Origin of the sequence: Pelagibacterium sp. (genome assembly GCF_035555455.1) — a bacterium.
In the GTDB taxonomy this organism is placed as follows: Bacteria; Pseudomonadota; Alphaproteobacteria; order Rhizobiales; family Devosiaceae; genus Pelagibacterium.
In genome coordinates this window covers 47,321-61,738 of sequence record NZ_DATMGM010000027.1, presented here as the reverse complement: position 1 = coordinate 61,738, position 14,418 = coordinate 47,321, and the positions used below count along the sequence as shown (strand labels likewise).

The 14,418-nt window shown below is 61.2% G+C and carries 13 protein-coding genes and 1 tRNA gene; 4 read left to right on the top strand and 10 right to left on the bottom strand.

Translation table 11 applies throughout. From position 1 onward, the window contains the following. Positions 1–22: 22 nt before the first annotated feature. Positions 23–226, bottom strand: coding sequence for a CsbD family protein (locus tag VNS12_RS05070; protein ID WP_325486771.1), 204 nt, complete (start codon positions 224–226; stop codon positions 23–25). Between the two features lie 156 nt (positions 227–382). Between VNS12_RS05070 and VNS12_RS05065 the strand changes: the two genes are divergently transcribed. From VNS12_RS05065 to VNS12_RS05055, 3 genes are all read left to right on the top strand, one after another. Next, positions 383–472: transfer RNA gene (locus VNS12_RS05065), tRNA-Ser, on the top strand. A gap of 227 nt (positions 473–699) precedes the next feature. Then, complete coding sequence (locus VNS12_RS05060) at positions 700–972, top strand: cysteine hydrolase family protein (RefSeq protein ID WP_325486753.1); 273 nt, start codon at positions 700–702, stop codon at positions 970–972. A 74-nt stretch (positions 973–1,046) separates the two neighbouring features. Next, positions 1,047–1,202, top strand: a complete 156-nt coding sequence (locus VNS12_RS05055; RefSeq protein WP_325486752.1) for a cysteine hydrolase family protein — start codon at positions 1,047–1,049, stop codon at positions 1,200–1,202. Positions 1,203–1,430: 228 nt separating this feature from the next. Here VNS12_RS05055 and VNS12_RS05050 read toward each other — a convergent pair whose 3' ends face one another. The 5 genes from VNS12_RS05050 to VNS12_RS05030 form a co-directional block, all read right to left on the bottom strand. Continuing rightward, a complete protein-coding gene (locus VNS12_RS05050) occupies positions 1,431–3,215 on the bottom strand; it encodes a gamma-glutamyltransferase family protein (RefSeq protein ID WP_414693067.1) in 1,785 nt (594 codons plus the stop codon). Then, complete coding sequence (locus tag VNS12_RS05045; protein ID WP_325486751.1) at positions 3,211–5,493, bottom strand: ABC transporter ATP-binding protein; 2,283 nt, start codon at positions 5,491–5,493, stop codon at positions 3,211–3,213. The genes VNS12_RS05050 and VNS12_RS05045 overlap by 5 nt, the downstream gene beginning before the upstream one ends. Further along, positions 5,490–7,211, bottom strand: a complete 1,722-nt coding sequence (locus VNS12_RS05040) for an ABC transporter permease (protein ID WP_325486750.1) — start codon at positions 7,209–7,211, stop codon at positions 5,490–5,492. Before VNS12_RS05040 ends, VNS12_RS05045 begins: the two co-directional genes overlap by 4 nt. After that, positions 7,208–8,185 carry an ABC transporter permease gene (locus VNS12_RS05035; RefSeq protein ID WP_325486749.1) on the bottom strand — a complete coding sequence of 326 codons (978 nt, stop codon included), beginning with the start codon at positions 8,183–8,185 and terminating at the stop codon, positions 7,208–7,210. The genes VNS12_RS05040 and VNS12_RS05035 overlap by 4 nt, the downstream gene beginning before the upstream one ends. Positions 8,186–8,268: 83 nt before the next feature. Then, positions 8,269–9,885 (bottom strand): ABC transporter substrate-binding protein, encoded by a 1,617-nt coding sequence (locus VNS12_RS05030; protein ID WP_325486748.1) that lies wholly within the window; start codon positions 9,883–9,885, stop codon positions 8,269–8,271. A gap of 266 nt (positions 9,886–10,151) precedes the next feature. On the opposite strand from VNS12_RS05030, the gene VNS12_RS05025 reads away from it, so the two are divergent. Next, on the top strand, positions 10,152–10,949 hold the full coding sequence (locus VNS12_RS05025) for a YggS family pyridoxal phosphate-dependent enzyme (RefSeq protein ID WP_325486747.1): 798 nt from the start codon (positions 10,152–10,154) through the stop codon (positions 10,947–10,949). On the opposite strand, the gene VNS12_RS05020 is transcribed toward VNS12_RS05025, so the two are convergent. Genes VNS12_RS05020 through VNS12_RS05005 form a run of 4 tightly spaced genes read right to left on the bottom strand, consistent with a single transcriptional unit; the run spans position 10,946 to position 14,155 of the window. Beyond that, positions 10,946–11,362 (bottom strand): hypothetical protein, encoded by a 417-nt coding sequence (locus VNS12_RS05020; RefSeq protein WP_325486746.1) that lies wholly within the window; start codon positions 11,360–11,362, stop codon positions 10,946–10,948. The genes VNS12_RS05025 and VNS12_RS05020 overlap by 4 nt on opposite strands. A 42-nt stretch (positions 11,363–11,404) precedes the next feature. Beyond that, the gene (locus VNS12_RS05015; RefSeq protein ID WP_325486745.1) at positions 11,405–12,232 is read right to left on the bottom strand and encodes a TIGR02587 family membrane protein; all 828 of its coding nucleotides are present in this window, start codon (positions 12,230–12,232) and stop codon (positions 11,405–11,407) included. A gap of 55 nt (positions 12,233–12,287) precedes the next feature. Beyond that, positions 12,288–13,355: an osmoprotectant NAGGN system M42 family peptidase gene (locus VNS12_RS05010; protein WP_325486744.1), complete on the bottom strand. Its 1,068-nt coding sequence runs from the start codon at positions 13,353–13,355 to the stop codon at positions 12,288–12,290. Further along, a complete protein-coding gene (locus VNS12_RS05005; RefSeq protein WP_325486743.1) occupies positions 13,352–14,155 on the bottom strand; it encodes a FadR/GntR family transcriptional regulator in 804 nt (267 codons plus the stop codon). The genes VNS12_RS05010 and VNS12_RS05005 overlap by 4 nt, the downstream gene beginning before the upstream one ends. Between the last annotated feature and the right edge of the window lie 263 nt (positions 14,156–14,418).

Below are 14,418 nucleotides of genomic sequence, written 5' to 3'. Positions count from 1 at the left end.
TTATGCGGGCCCTTTGTTATAGCTACCAGCCGTTGCGATCAAACCAATGGTCGACTTCTTTCTTGGCCTCTTCCTTGGTCTTTCCGTAACGCTCCTGGATCTTTCCTTCGAGTTGCTCGCGTTTTCCGGCGATGACATCGAGATCGTCATCGGTGAATTTACCCCATTGTTCCTTCACCTTCCCGGTAAACTGCTTCCAATTGCCTTGCATTTGATCACGATTCATCATTGTTCTCCTTAAAGATGACTGGGGAACGTCACGTCCCTTGCCCCGGTTCCCGATCGTGTCAAAATCCGTTTTCATCGCCCTATACGCCAAATTTGTCCCCACCCCTCAAAAACCCCTTGCATCCCAAGGCTGAACCGGGCTACCACCCGCCTCGGAGAGGTGGCCGAGTGGTCGAAGGCGCGCCCCTGCTAAGGGCGTAGGCGGGTAACTGTCTCGAGGGTTCGAATCCCTTCCTCTCCGCCACTTTGGTATAAAATCGGGAACGCCGATTTCCCTACGCCCCGATATATCTCGAAGTTCAGCGGCGGTAGTTATCGACCCGGGTAGGTCCTCCACGCTTGGTAGCGCCGACTTGAAATTGGTCGGTCGTCCAGCACCCTGCGCTATGATCAGCCGGTCAGTATCGAGCAGCACATAGGGAAATCGCCACCCAAAGGCTTCGGCCAGTATCCACCATTCGGGATGCAAGCATGTCGAAGCGCGTCATCAGCGTCGTCGATCTCCAGAACGAATGCTGGCGCACGGGCGAATTCCCGCTGGTGGTGGTCGATGCCGCCGCCACCAATGCCGCCCGCGTCTTTGCCCATGACCGCGAGCAGGGTGATCTGGTCGCCCACATCCGCCATGAGATGCCCGGGGCCCGATCTTCGCGCCCGGAAGTGACTGGGCCAAGGCCAACGCGGCCGTTCTGCCTCAGGGCGACGAGCCGGTCATCACCAAGAATTTTCCAGTTCCTTTCGTGAAACCGGGCTGGGCGATTTGCTCAACAGCGTCGAAGAGACCGTTGTGATCGGCGCGATGAGCCATATGTGCGTCGATGCCACCACGCGCCGCAAACGACCTCGGCTACAGCACCGTCACCATCCACGACACCTGCGTCACCCATGATCTGGGATTCGACGTAGTGACCGCACCGGCCGCACAGGTGCATGCCGCGCTGATGGCGGCGCCTGCCTTCCTCATGGCGGGGTGATCAGAACTAACGCGTTCATCGCATGCTGCACCGGGCGGGAGAGAAAGGGCGGCGCCCGACCGAAGATTTGTGGCGCGCGCATCGATTGTCTGCGACAAGTTAAGGTGCCAGAACCGAGTGAATCTCTCGTGAAGTTTCCGGGCGAAATCGTTCATGATCTTATTGTCAGCGAGGATGGCGAGCTCTCGATGAAACGATCGGTCTCGCATGGCGGATGAAACAAACCGTTCAGCGCCCGACGGCGCGGCATTGGGCGTGGCGGGCGGTGGCACCGGCGCGCAGGAAGCCGTCGCGGGTAGAGACACCGCACAGTCGACCCAGATCGAATGGCCCCTTGAGATCGAGCTGATGCCCTCTTTCCGTCAGCGTTCTTATTGTGGCCTCGGGGAAGCGGTTTTCGATGGCCAGGTGCGCAGGCTTCATGGCGCGCGGAAAGAAGGAAGCAGGGAAATGCTCGGTATGGAACAGGGGCGCATCGCAGGCCGCCTGCATGTTGCGTCCGAAATGATAGGCTCCCAGAAGAAGCTGGAGGGACCATTGATCCTGCTGGTCACCACCAGGCGTACCGAACCCCATCACGGGCTTGGCCTCACGGGTGACCAGGGTGGGGGTCAGCGTGGTCCGGGGCCGTTTGCCCGGGGCCAGCGCCGCGGGCATGGTCTCATCAAGCCAGAACATCTGGGCCCGGGTGGAGAGGCAAAAACCCAGTCCCGGTATGGCGGGTGACGCCTGGAACCAGCCACCCGAAGGCGTGGCGCTGACCATATTGCCAAATCTGTCCACGACGTCGAGATGAACGGTATCGCCCGGCAGGCGTGCGAACGTGGGTTCTCCCGTCCCCATGCCGACATCCTTGTCCCGCCCCGCATTGGCGAGCAGGTAGTCCAGCCTCGCCTGGCTGTTTCCATGGCTGCCCGGTCGCAACTCGGCCGAAGCATGCTCCATATCGATGAGCGCCCGGCGCTGGGTGGTGTAATCGGCGCTTAGCAGGTGATCGAGCGGGACATCGACGAAATCGGGGTCGCCGTAAAAGACTTCACGATCGGCGAAGGCGAGCTTGGACGCCTCCACCACCAGATGGACGTAATCGGGGCCAAGCGGGTCCATGGCCCCAAGGTCGAATCCTTCGAGCAGGGCAAGCATTTGCAGCAGCACCGGCCCCTGTCCCCAAGGGCCTGTCTTGTGCACCGTCAGACCGTGGTAATCGCGGGAAACGGGCGCTTCGTAGCGCGGCTGCCACCGGGCCATATCCTCGCCCGTAAGCACGCCGCGATGGCGCCGCCCCGAGGTGTCCATCAAGGGCTCCGCGCGCAGGAAGCCGTCAATCGCCTCGGCAACAAACCCCTGATAGAAAACAGAGATGGCGCGTTCGATGACCTGTACGCGACTGCCGCCGCCGTCCAGGGCTTCAGCCAGAATGCGCTGATAGGTTTGTGCAATAAGTGGGCTGGATATGCGCTGGCCGGCGCGGGTGGGAAGGTCGCCCGCCGTCCAGGTCCGCGCCGAACTCGGCCAGTGCTCCGCAAAGAAGGGCGCCATTTCGACAAGGGCGCCGCCAACGCGCGGCAGGACCGGAAATCCATTGGCTGCGTACCCGATAGCGGGTTCGAGAACGGTGGCCAGATCGAGCGTGCCATAATCGGCCAGCAGCCTCATCCAGCCTCCGAACGCGCCGGGCACTACGGCTGAAAGCAGACCCGTTCCGGGTATGGAATTCAGACCCAGCGTGTCGCGGACCAGGGCGATAGTGAGGTCCTGCGGCGCGGTGCCCTGAGCGCACAACACGCGGACGGCATCGTCGGCTGCCGAATAAAAGATCACCGGCACTTCGCCCCCGGGACCATTGAGGTGCGGCTCCACGATCTGGAGCACAAAGCCTGCCGCCACGGCGGCATCGAAGGCATTGCCGCCTTTTTCCAGCATGGCCATTCCGGCGCTGCTGGCCAGCCAGTGCGTGGAACTGACCATGCCGAAATCACCCGCCAATTCGGGTGTTGCGGGATAGGAGTCAATAAAGGACACAGGCGACCTCATGGTCATCCGCGACTTTGCGGCGGGCGGGGGAGGGGCGGCTCTCGAATGCAATCCGTATCCGGTTGCCTTGCGAGGAGAAGGTGCACGCTTCGAGCAGTGACGGATGTTTTTTGGCGAGAATCGCCCGGAGATCGGGCAGGGCGCGTTCAGCCCCTTGCGGTGCCTCGATCTCGATATCGAGACCCTGGACTTTGGCTTCGCCGAGCATTGCGGTCTGGCCATGCTCGATCGCGTAGGCGGCAAGGGCGCTGGCCACATCGCGTCCCTCCCAACCGCAGGTCGGGGTGGCCACAGGACAACGGGTGTGGAAACGACAGCCATTGGGCACGTCGATGGCGGAGGGGATTTCGCCCGCCTCCTCAACGGGAGGCTTGATCAGATCGGGATCCGGCTCGGGGCTCGCATCCAGCAACAGCCGCGTATAGGGATGCTTGCGCTCGGAGATCAGCTTCTCGGTCGGGCCGATCTCAACGATTTCTCCCAGATACATGATTGCCGTCCGGTCCGCGACATAGCGAATCGTGGGAAGATCGTGACTGACATAGACGAATGAAATCCCCATTTCATCGCGGAATCGGCGCATGAGGTTCAGAACCCCGGCCCGGATCGACACGTCGAGCATGGAGACCGGCTCGTCGGCGACGATAAAGCTGGGTTCAAGCACAATCGCGCGGGCAATGGCCACCCGCTGGCGCTGTCCGCCCGAAAGCTCGTGTGGGAAACGGTCGAGATAGGTTTCGGCGGGCTTGAGGCCAGCCCTGTCAAGCGCTTCCACCACTCGGGCTTTTGCCGTGTCGCCTTTGGCGAGCTTGTGGATCTTGAGCGGTTCGCCGACGATGTCACCGATGGTAAAGCGTGGATTGAGTGTCTGGTAGGGGTCCTGAAAGACCATTTGCGCACTGCGTCGGAAATTTTTAACCGCCTTGCCCCTCAACCCGCCTACGTCGACGCCGTCGAAATCGACGGTGCCTTCGGTCGGGTCCTGCAATTTGACCAGAACTTCCGAAGTCGTGGTCTTGCCTGAGCCCGACTCCCCCGCCAGTCCAAGTATTTCTCCCGAATTGAGGTCGAAATCGACGCCATCCACTGCGTGGACATAGCGATCCTCGCGCGAGAACAGCCCGCCTGCGATGGGGAAGTGGCGCTTGAGTCCGCGCACCGAGAACACCTTGCCGCTGGCACCGACGGTCGGTCGATTCTCAGACGCCACTGGCGCGGCAACAGCCTCCCCAAGCCGTTCGCCGACCTTTTCCCAGGTGGTGTTTTGCGACGAGATGGAACGGAATTCCTCGGCTTTGTCTGGAAAGTGGCAGGCTACAGCGCGCTCGCCGTCCAGAGCCTGCAGCGGAGGGGAGACCTCGACACAGACCTCCTGCCGGAACGGGCACCGATCGGCAAAGCGGCAGCCCTTTGGCGGAGCCAGAAGGTCGGGCGGCGTGCCGGGTATGGAAATCAACTCGCGTTTCGCGCCTTCCAGAGTGGGAAAGGCATTGGTCAGGCCCATCGTATAGGGGTGGAACGGGCTGCCGAACACCTCGCGCACCGGCCCGGTTTCCATGATGCGGCCCCCATACATCACTGCTACCCGGTCGCAGGTCTGCACCACGACGGAAATATCGTGGGTGATGAACAGCAGCGACATGCCGCGTTCGCGCCGCAGCCGGGCGAGGCGGGCGAGAATCTGGGCTTGTGTCACCACGTCGAGCGCGGTGGTTGGCTCGTCGGCAATGACCAGCTTGGGATCGAGCGCCATGGCCATGGCGATTACCGCTCGCTGTTTCATGCCACCGCTCATTTCGTGCGGGAAGGCCGACAGCCGACCGGGATCGATGCCAACGGCGCGGAACAGCTCAGCCCCATGAGCAAGCGCGTCGGCCTTGCTAATCTCGATATGGGCCTGCATGGCTTCGACGATCTGATCGCCCACCCGATAGACCGGATCGAGGGCGTTCATCGCGGCCTGGGAGACCCAGGCGATGTCCTTCCAGCGCACCTTGCGCATCTCGTCCTCGCTGAGCGGCGCGAGATCACGCCCGGCGAAATCGATGCTGCCACGAGCAACTTCCCCATTGGGCGGCAGCAGCTTGAGCATAGCCTTGGCTGCTGTGGTCTTGCCGCAGCCCGATTCCCCCACCAGCCCCAGAGCCTCGCCCGGTCGGATGGAAAAGTCGATGCCATCGACCGCCCGCACTGGACCAGCCCCGGTGCGGTAATGAATGGCAAGGTCAGTGACGGTCAAGAGATCGGACCGGCTCATTGGCGCGCCCTCAGCCTGGGGTTGGCGATCACTTCAAGCGACCGGGAGATGAAGAAGACGGCAAGCACCGTGATCATGATGAGAAATCCGGGCGGCAGGTTCCACCACCACGCGGTGCGCCAGGCGCCCGACAGACGGGCATTGTGCAGGATACCGCCCCAGGAAATCGACTGCGGGGGGCCGAGGCCCAGAAATGAGAGCGTGGCTTCGGCAATGATCGAAACCCCCACGATGATCGCCAGCTCCAGAAAGACCAGCGGCATGACGTTGGGGAAGATGTGCAAGTACATGATACGCAGGTCCGATGCCCCGGCCACACGGGCCGCCTTGACGAAGGGCCGCTCACGCAGGGACAGCACCTGCGAACGGATCATCCGCGCCACGGTACGCCAGGTCAAAAGCGAGACCGCAAGGATGACGATCAGCAGGCTCGGCTCGAACAATAGGACTAGAATAAGCGCGAACGGCTCGAACGGAATGCCGTAGATCACGTCGACGGTCCGCATGAGGATGGTATCGACCTTGCCTCGGTAATAACCCGCGATCAGCCCCACATTGGTGCCGATCAGCATGACCAGCACTGCGCCGATGAAGCCGACCAGCAGCGCTATCTGCGAGCCGTAGATGCTCTGGCTGAACAGATCGCGCCCCAGATGATCGGTGCCGAACCAATGCTCCGCGCTGGGCGGGGCGAGCCGGTTGACGAAGCGGTCCGACCCCAGGGCCATGACGGTATCGCCAGCAGCCATGACGGTACGGAAATGCCGTTCGCTCTCGGTTTCGCTCTGTGTCCAGTTGCCATCGATCCGTTCAAGGATCATGCCACTGCGGCCCACCGCGAACGCCTGCCCGGTATCATCGACCCAGCCAGCCCGTAAGGCGCGGGTCTCGGGAGCGGTTTCTTCGACCCAGGCAGAGTCAGCGTTTTCGCGATAGAGTACGGTGGCCCGCTCGCCCACCGCGAGCCCGACCCCATGAGGAGAAATCGAAAGTCCATTGAGGGCACGGTTGGTGCCGACCCGTTCCTGATGGGCTTCGCCGGTAACGGGGTCGTAGCGGATGGCAAGACCGCGATCGCCCACGGCAAGCATTGTGCCATCACTGTCGCGGGCGACAGCGAAAAGAGGAAAACCGCGCCCGATCGGGCTGTCGATCTCGACGATCGTGCCCGAAGCTGTATCGAGGTGCCAGATTTCCTCACCGGCCCCAACCATCAGGGCGGTGTCAGCATCAATGAACGCCACGGCTTGCAGGTCGGCGGGGAAGGGGGCCTGGAACTCTGTCCAGTCGGCCCCATCCCAAAATGCGATGGTGCCCGCATCGCCGACAGCCAGCGCAGTGCCAGCATCGGACATTGCCACCCCGTTGAGATCGGATTGGGACGGAATGTCGATTTCGCGCCACTCTCCGTCCTCGTAGACAAAGGCAGTGCCGCCGCCGCCGACCGCGATGCCCATTTCTCCATTGCTATCGGCCGCATGCAGGGCCAGCGGGCCAAGCGAGGGACGCAAACGCCAGACCCCGTTTGCGTCGCGCTGGAGCACGGAGGCATCCTCGACCTCATTGATCGCACGCGGATCGTAAGGGGCCAGTGCCGGGGCAAATATGGCCATGGCGATGATGGCGCCCAGCACAACCATGCCGGTCACGGCCAGCCTGTCGCTGACCATCAGCTTTAGCGGCTTGAGTGCGCTCGAAAGATAGGATGGCAAGATCATTTGAAACCCACCCTGGGATCGAGCGTGGTGTAAAGAATGTCGACGAGGAGATTGAGGGTGATGACGAACGCAGCCATCACCAGAAAGCTTGCCTGTGCCAGCGGGAAGTCGGAGGTGCGTACCGCCTGGAGGATTTCACGCCCCAGCCCGGGCCAGGAAAACACCACCTCCACCACCACCTGGCCGCCAGCTGCCAAGCCGATGGTAACGGCAAGCTGGGTAACGACCGGCAACAGCGCGTTGCGCGCCGCGTGATTGTAGAGAATGCGCCGCTCCGATAGTCCCTTGGCGCGCGCCATCTCGATAAAGTCCTCCCCATAGACCTCAAGCATGGTGTTGCGCATGATCAGAAGTGGAGAGCCCAGATAATAGAGCGCCACCACCAGCGCGGGCATGATGAGGTGTACAAGAAAATCGACAGTGAAAATCTTGTCGAAAAACCCATCTGCGGAATAGGGCAGCGTCCGCATGCCAGAGGTTGGCATCAGCCCCAGGAAGACGCCGAAGACGAGAATGGCCATCATCCCGGTCCAGAACATGGGAGCTGATCGGAACATCAGGCCGAGGATGATGCCAGAGGTATCCGTGCGAGTGCCCCGCCGCCAGGAGAGCCAGGCGCCCAGCGGCACTCCGATCAGGTAGGCGATGACGATGGCTGTCACCATCAGCACCATCGTGTTGGCCAGCCGTTCCCAGATGATCCCGGCTACCGGCGCGCGGTAATGAAAAGAAAAACCGAAATCGCCCTGCACAGCATTTTGCAGGAAGATCAGATATTGCCGCCAGAGGGGCTGATCCAGGCCGAAACTGCGCCGGACCATTTCGCGCTGTTCCGGGTTAAGCCCCTCGGCCACCAGCGCCGTCGTCGGATCGGGCAGGCCGAGCCTGAACAGGAAAAACAACAGCGTTGCAATGACGAAAAGAGCGGCCAGCGCCTGGATGGCGCGTCGCAGGAGATAGCTCGATCGGGACATGGGCCTCTTTACCGCAGGCAGGGGCGAAAAGCGCTTTGCTGGGGAGCGCCGCCCGGCTTGTTTCCGGGCGGCGCTGGCTGAAATCAGCCTTCGGCAGGCATCAGAAGACGCCCTTCGTCATCCCAGCTATAGCCTCCTGCTTCGAGCTCGGCCCGGGCAGCATCCATATCGAAATCGAACATTTCGACAAATGGATTGTTCCAGAAGGCGTTGACCGGAGCGATCACGCTCGACCCGACCTCGCCACGGCCGTCAAGCAGCACGTTGACCATGCGTTCGCGGTCCATCGCGTAGGTCAGCGCCCGGCGGAACGCCACGTCACCGAACGCATGGCGGCGGGTGTTGAACGTCGTGTGGTAATAGCCAAAGTCCGGCACCGAGACCACGGTGAGCGCAGGATCGTCGTCCGCGAGCGGAATCTGGCCCACCTCCATGCGCCAGGCGGTCATGTCGATCGCCCCGGTCTGAAGGCCGGTAAATACGCCCTCCATATCGGCATAGATGATGAATTCAACACCATCCACGGCGATCTCGTCGGAGTGGAAATGATTGCGATTGGTCGACAGCGACTTGATCTCGCCGCGGTTGTAACCCTCAAAGACGAACGGTCCCGAACCAATGACCGGAATGTCTTCAGGAGCCAGTTCGCCCGGATTGTCGATCTCGGACCAGATATGGGCCGGGAGGATCGGGATCTGGGACAGGGCGACCGTTGCAAACACCGCCGAGGGCTCGGACAGATTGAAGACCACGGTGCGCTCGTCAGTGGCAACGACACTCTCGACCGGTGCGAGATACGCGTCGAAATAAGAGTAATCCTGCTCGGCGTAATAGCCGAAGGTAAAGGCCACGTCCTCGGCGGTTACAGGTTCGCCGTCATGGAAGGCCAGCCCCTCGCGCAGGACAACCTCGATGGTGGTCTCGTCGATGGCCTCGACGCTCTCGGCCATCCAGTTGATCGGCTCGACATCCGGGGAGAGCCGGACAAGGCGGTCATAATAGAGCCGCATCCACTTCCAGCCCCAGACCGATGTGGAGGCGAGCGGGTTGACGTTGTCAGGCTCCTGCGGGCCGCCAATGCGCAGAATTGTGCGATCTGTGAGCGGCGTAGCCTGCATCGGGCCCCACTCGGAATACAGCCCTTCGCCGGCCATCACCAGCATGTCGTCAAATGTCGTGTTGTTGTAACTCACGACCTCGTCACGATAAAATAGTATCGCCACCGGGGCATCGGGGATGTAGAGGTCTTGCGCTGCATGGACGAGATCGGCCCGCGCGTCGACGTCGAACTCCTGACTTTGCGCGTCGTAAAGTGCGTCATAGTCGGGGTTGGAGTATCCGCCCGGATTGTTGCCGCCCAGATCGGATTGGCGTGAATCCAGCGTTCCAAGGAAGAACTGCGGATCGAGCCTGTCCACTCGTCCCGACCAGCCTACCACGGTAGCGTCGAAATCCTGCTCATCATAGAACCGGCCCAGAAGGGTCGAAAATTCGGTCGGTCGCACCGAGACGCTCAGGCCCAGCTGTTCCCAGGCTTCAGCAATAATATAGGCGGCTTCGTACCGAATAGGGTCGTATGCTTCTGTTGTCGTGTCGAGATAGATTTCTGGAACCCGTTCCTGCGCCGAAATCGCCACGGCACTTACAGAAACCATAAGAAAAGCGAGCGCCGCTCGCGGCGCGATATACCTGACAATCATATCCTGCCCCTTGACAGTTAGTTTTCGTATTTTGGCTTCATTTATGTGAAGCTCTCTTTTTCGATTTTGGACATTAGGAACAGCCAATCTCCAAGGTCAACCCGGTTCCCTGTCTCCGGAGCAAATTAAATCGTGCGTTTTCGGGAAATTATCGGTTGATTGCAGGAAATTTTGATGGTCGTACCAAGTTCGGCAACCCGTTGAGGGTCCGCGTTGTGCCGTTTCCTCTATCCTGTTGATTGTCTCGCCCTGGAAAGAACTCTGCCATGCAGCCCTCTCTCACTGACCTTACCCCGGAAGACATAGAGCGCTTCGGCAACGATCCTGCCGGGGCGTTTGCCGCCAATCTGCAAGAGGTGAAACAACGGATTGCAGATGCCTGCGCCCGCGCCGGTCGCCATGCCGATGAGGTCCGCCTGCTGCCTGTCACCAAAACCGTCCCAGCCCGGGTTCTGCGCCACGCCTATGCCGCAGGCATCACGGATTTCGGCGAGAACAAGTTGCAGGAGGCGCGGGACAAGCACGCTGCACTCGATGACCTGAATATTGACTGGCACATCATTGGCCATCTCCAGACCAACAAGGTGAAATATCTCGTCCGCTTCGCAAAGGAGTTCCACGCTCTCGACAGCATTCGGCTCGCCGAAGAACTCAACAAGCGCCTGGAGGCGCTGGGACGCGATCTGGATGTCTTTGTGCAGGTCAATACATCGGGGGAGGCCAGCAAGTTCGGCTTGCATCCGGACGAGGTGATGCCGTTTGTAGAGCGTTTGACGGAGTATCCGCGCCTCAAGCCACAAGGGCTTATGACGCTTGCGCTTTTCAGTTCCGATGTGACCCTGGTTCGCCCTTGTTTCGAGCTTCTGCGCGCCTTGCGCGACCGTGCCGTCACTGTGCATCCAGGGCTGACGGGACTTTCGATGGGCATGTCAGGCGACTATGAGGTCGCCATTGAAGAGGGCGCGACTGTCGTGCGGGTGGGGCAGGCCATATTCGGTCCACGCCCGACCGCTGACGCCCTTTACTGGCCGGGTCTTGCTACGCGTCGAGCACCGTCGGATTAGGGATAGGTATAGCCGAGGGCGCGGATTTGGAGGTGGGCGGGGTCGACCTCGAACGAGAAGATCAGGCCGATTTCGGTAGAGCTTTCGGCGGGAAGGTAGTCGATTGTAACCGAGGCGGTTTCGGGCGAGACGTCGGGCTGGCGGGCCTCTGCGGCGATGTCGACGTTGGAGACGGTCGCGCGTCCATCATTGTGGACCATGGCGCGGATCACGTAGCCATCCGACATGGCGAACCCGCGCTGGACGGTAAAACGCAGGTCAGGCTCGGAGCCTGTTTTGACCAGTGCCTCGTAGAGGATGAACCCGGTGAGGGCGAGGACGATGACGGCGCTCACAGCCGCCACGATCCATTCGAGACGCGCCGCGGCGCTGTCGGCAGTAGTGCGGGAAACTGGATCTTGCATCTGGGCCATGGCGGCGGTCCTTATGACAAAATAGTATTGTATCGAAAGGGCTTAGAGGATCAGGCGCGCTGCAGCCGCGCCGATCGCAGCTGGAAATCCGAGCACTACGGTAACGCGCAAGGCCCGCTCGAAACTCATGCCGTCGATCTGCCCCATGACCCACAGCACCGCGATGCTGATGGCGAGGGCCAGGGCATAACCCGAGACGGTGAAGCGCAAAAAGGCGCTCCACCACGGGGTTTCCGGTGATACATCGCTGCCGCCCGCGAACGACGCGGCGAAAACAAAAGCGTGCATGATGGTCAGCGAAAGCGGGATGAGGATCAGCGCGTGCCACGCGTTCATGCGGAAGGAAATGACCCGGATTTCCTCGGTGGGCGCGATGTTGAGCGAGAGGAACAGCGCACCTGCCGCCATGATCAGCATCTCGCCGCTAAAGGTCTCCTGTTTCTCGCCGGAGTTCATCTTCTCGCCGCCGAACTGGGAGCGGCCGAGCATGGCGCCAAGGGCGGCGGGAAAGGTCTGGATGGCAATCTTGCCGGTAGCGATGTCCGGGCTGGATGGGCCACCCAGAATGGCCAGTACGGCCATAATGGCGGCGCTGGTAGCAATTCCGATCCCGTAAGATATTGTTACATCACGGATATTTTCGTACCAGCTCTCGGTGCGTTCAAATCCGATTTCCCGCGACAGCAGCAGCAACAGCGGAAATCCGGTGATCAGCAGGATCAGTATTCGCCAGCGATCCAGCGTTATGCCCAGCTCCCACATCTCCATGGTCATCAGCATGGGAAGGGAAAACAGCAGCGCACCGCCAACACCGCGCAACAACCCCATCGGCATGAATTTTCGGGCAGTGGTCCGCGCAGTCATCATCATACCCCGTAACCCTCGCACGGGGATAACGATGAGGCGTGAAGCGGGGTTCCGGGGCTCAGCCGGGCAGGGGAACCAGCGGGTTGCCGATATAAGCGATGATCAGTTTCGTTAGTTCTTCCAAGGACTTGATATGGGTCCGCTCCCAGCCATGGGAGGCGTCGAGGGAGAAGCAGATGAGGCCGACGCGCAGGTCCCAGCCCGCATCGATGGCGGCGGCGCTGTCCGAGCGATAGGAGCGGAACGTATCGCGCTCATGGGCAATCTGATTGTCCCGCGCCAGCGCGAGAAGATGACGGGTGATCGGCATGTCGAATGGGCCGGTGCGGTCCCGAAAAGCAATGGTGACAGCGTCGTCCCGCGTCGTCTGTCCGGGGCCTGTGACGCCGTTGTCGACGGCTACAAGCTCTTGAACCTGCTGATCAAATCCGTGCGTTCCGCCAATGCCGACCTCTTCGGAAATGGTGAACATCACCTGCACCGGGATGGCCGGTGCGATGCCGTTGTCGGCATGGTATTTGAGGGCCGCCAACAGGCAGGCAACGCCAGCCTTATCGTCCAGATGCCGGGACACGATGAAGCCGTTATCGAGGAATTCCGGCTGCGCATCGATGGCAATCATGTCGCCAACATTGATGATAAAATGAGTGGACTTGCGGGCATTCGAGGATGGAGTTGGCGTAAAAATCAAACCATCATCGACGCGGATTTCCAGATTGTCCCAATCGGCTGGCTGGGTGTCCACTTCGGTGTTGAAAAGATGGCCCGATGCCTTGAGCGGAAGGATGGTGCCGCGCACCTCTCCAGCGTCGGTGAAAATGGTGCAGCGGGCCCCTTCGGCAAAGCGCGCCGCCCAGGTGCCGGTGTTACGCAGGCGCGGGCGGCCATTGGGATGAAAGCCGGTCACCATCGCGCCCAGCGTATCGACATGAGCGGCAAGAGCGCGCTTGGGGGCACCATCGCCAAGGGTGACGCTCATCACACCGCGGCGGGTGTAGGCAACGTCATACCCCAACTCTCCAAGCCAGTCCGCCACCAGAGCGGTGGCCCGTTCGGTCATGCCCACGGGGGAGGGGGTGTCGAGCAGGTCGCGCAAGCGCGCGGTGAGATAATCGAGATCGATCATGGGGTGGTCCTCCGCTTTTTATCACCCCCCGCCCGCGCCACGGGATCATGGAGAAAGTCGCCGGCCAGTTCGGCCTGAAGATCGAGCATGGAGCGTTCCGCATAGGCCATGTGCTCGGCCATGATGTGGTGAACGGCGTCTGCTTCGCCCTGTTTCATGGCGGCGATCATGCGGCGCTGATACTCGATGCCCTCGGCACGCAGAACCGGTTTGGGCTGAATATAGATGTCCCGGGCAACGGCCAGGTCCTTGAGCAGCCTTTGCAAAAAGCGGCAGGTGAAGGCTAAAAGCGCATTGTCGGAATATTCGGCGACCACGCCATGGAAATCGAGCTCGGCCATGCGCTGCTCCCAGCGCTCCTGTGCATCGGCGGGCTCGTGATCGTAAATGGCGATGATGGCATCGAGCCGGTCATAGGCGCGGGCATCCATATTGCCCATGGCGCTGACCGCAACCAGCGGTTCGAGCACCTTTCGCAAAGCGTAGATGTCGGCGATGGTCACCGTCTTGGCGAACAGATAGTTCGACAACAGGCTCATCGCCCGGCTTTCCGACATGGTCTCCAAGAACGCGCCGCCGCCCGGCCCGGTGCGGGTGCGGATCAGGCCCTGAACCTCAAGCGACTTCAGCGCCTCGCGAACGGTGCCCCTTGAAGCGGCAAACTGCTCCATCAACTGGCGTTCCTGCGGCAGCCGGTCTCCGGGCTGAAGCCTGTGCACGATGATGGTCTGCTTGATCGCGTCAACGATCTCATCGGTGCGCTTGCGGCGGGGGGGAGCGATGGGGTTCTGGTTGGTCATGGTGTTGGTTTTCAAAGCAGACGAGGGTGTTTCTGGCAAGCGCGGCGTACTGCCTGGCTCCTGGTGCAGCGCCAGCCGTCTTGCTGAAGCGCTGCCTCAGTTCCCCTTCTCTCTTTGAGGGCGAAAGAAAGGTTGTGGCGGCGGGAAGGAATGACGCGCAGCTCTGCCGGTTACTGGATCCCGGATCGGGTCCGGGGTGACAGGGGGTGGGGTTTTGAGGGGCATCACTCCCGCAGACGTCATCCCGGGCGAAGACCCGGGAT

Coding starts and splice junctions, on each gene's coding strand:
- VNS12_RS05070 (WP_325486771.1), bottom strand. CDS start 226: ATGAATCGTGATCAAATGCAAGGCAATTGGAAGCAGTTTACCGGGAAG.
- VNS12_RS05060 (WP_325486753.1), top strand. CDS start 700: ATGTCGAAGCGCGTCATCAGCGTCGTCGATCTCCAGAACGAATGCTGG.
- VNS12_RS05055 (WP_325486752.1), top strand. CDS start 1,047: ATGCCACCACGCGCCGCAAACGACCTCGGCTACAGCACCGTCACCATC.
- VNS12_RS05045 (WP_325486751.1), bottom strand. CDS start 5,493: ATGAGCCGGTCCGATCTCTTGACCGTCACTGACCTTGCCATTCATTAC.
- VNS12_RS05040 (WP_325486750.1), bottom strand. CDS start 7,211: ATGATCTTGCCATCCTATCTTTCGAGCGCACTCAAGCCGCTAAAGCTG.
- VNS12_RS05035 (WP_325486749.1), bottom strand. CDS start 8,185: ATGTCCCGATCGAGCTATCTCCTGCGACGCGCCATCCAGGCGCTGGCC.
- VNS12_RS05030 (WP_325486748.1), bottom strand. CDS start 9,885: ATGATTGTCAGGTATATCGCGCCGCGAGCGGCGCTCGCTTTTCTTATG.
- VNS12_RS05025 (WP_325486747.1), top strand. CDS start 10,152: ATGCAGCCCTCTCTCACTGACCTTACCCCGGAAGACATAGAGCGCTTC.
- VNS12_RS05020 (WP_325486746.1), bottom strand. CDS start 11,362: ATGGCCCAGATGCAAGATCCAGTTTCCCGCACTACTGCCGACAGCGCC.
- VNS12_RS05015 (WP_325486745.1), bottom strand. CDS start 12,232: ATGATGATGACTGCGCGGACCACTGCCCGAAAATTCATGCCGATGGGG.
- VNS12_RS05010 (WP_325486744.1), bottom strand. CDS start 13,355: ATGATCGATCTCGATTATCTCACCGCGCGCTTGCGCGACCTGCTCGAC.
- VNS12_RS05005 (WP_325486743.1), bottom strand. CDS start 14,155: ATGACCAACCAGAACCCCATCGCTCCCCCCCGCCGCAAGCGCACCGAT.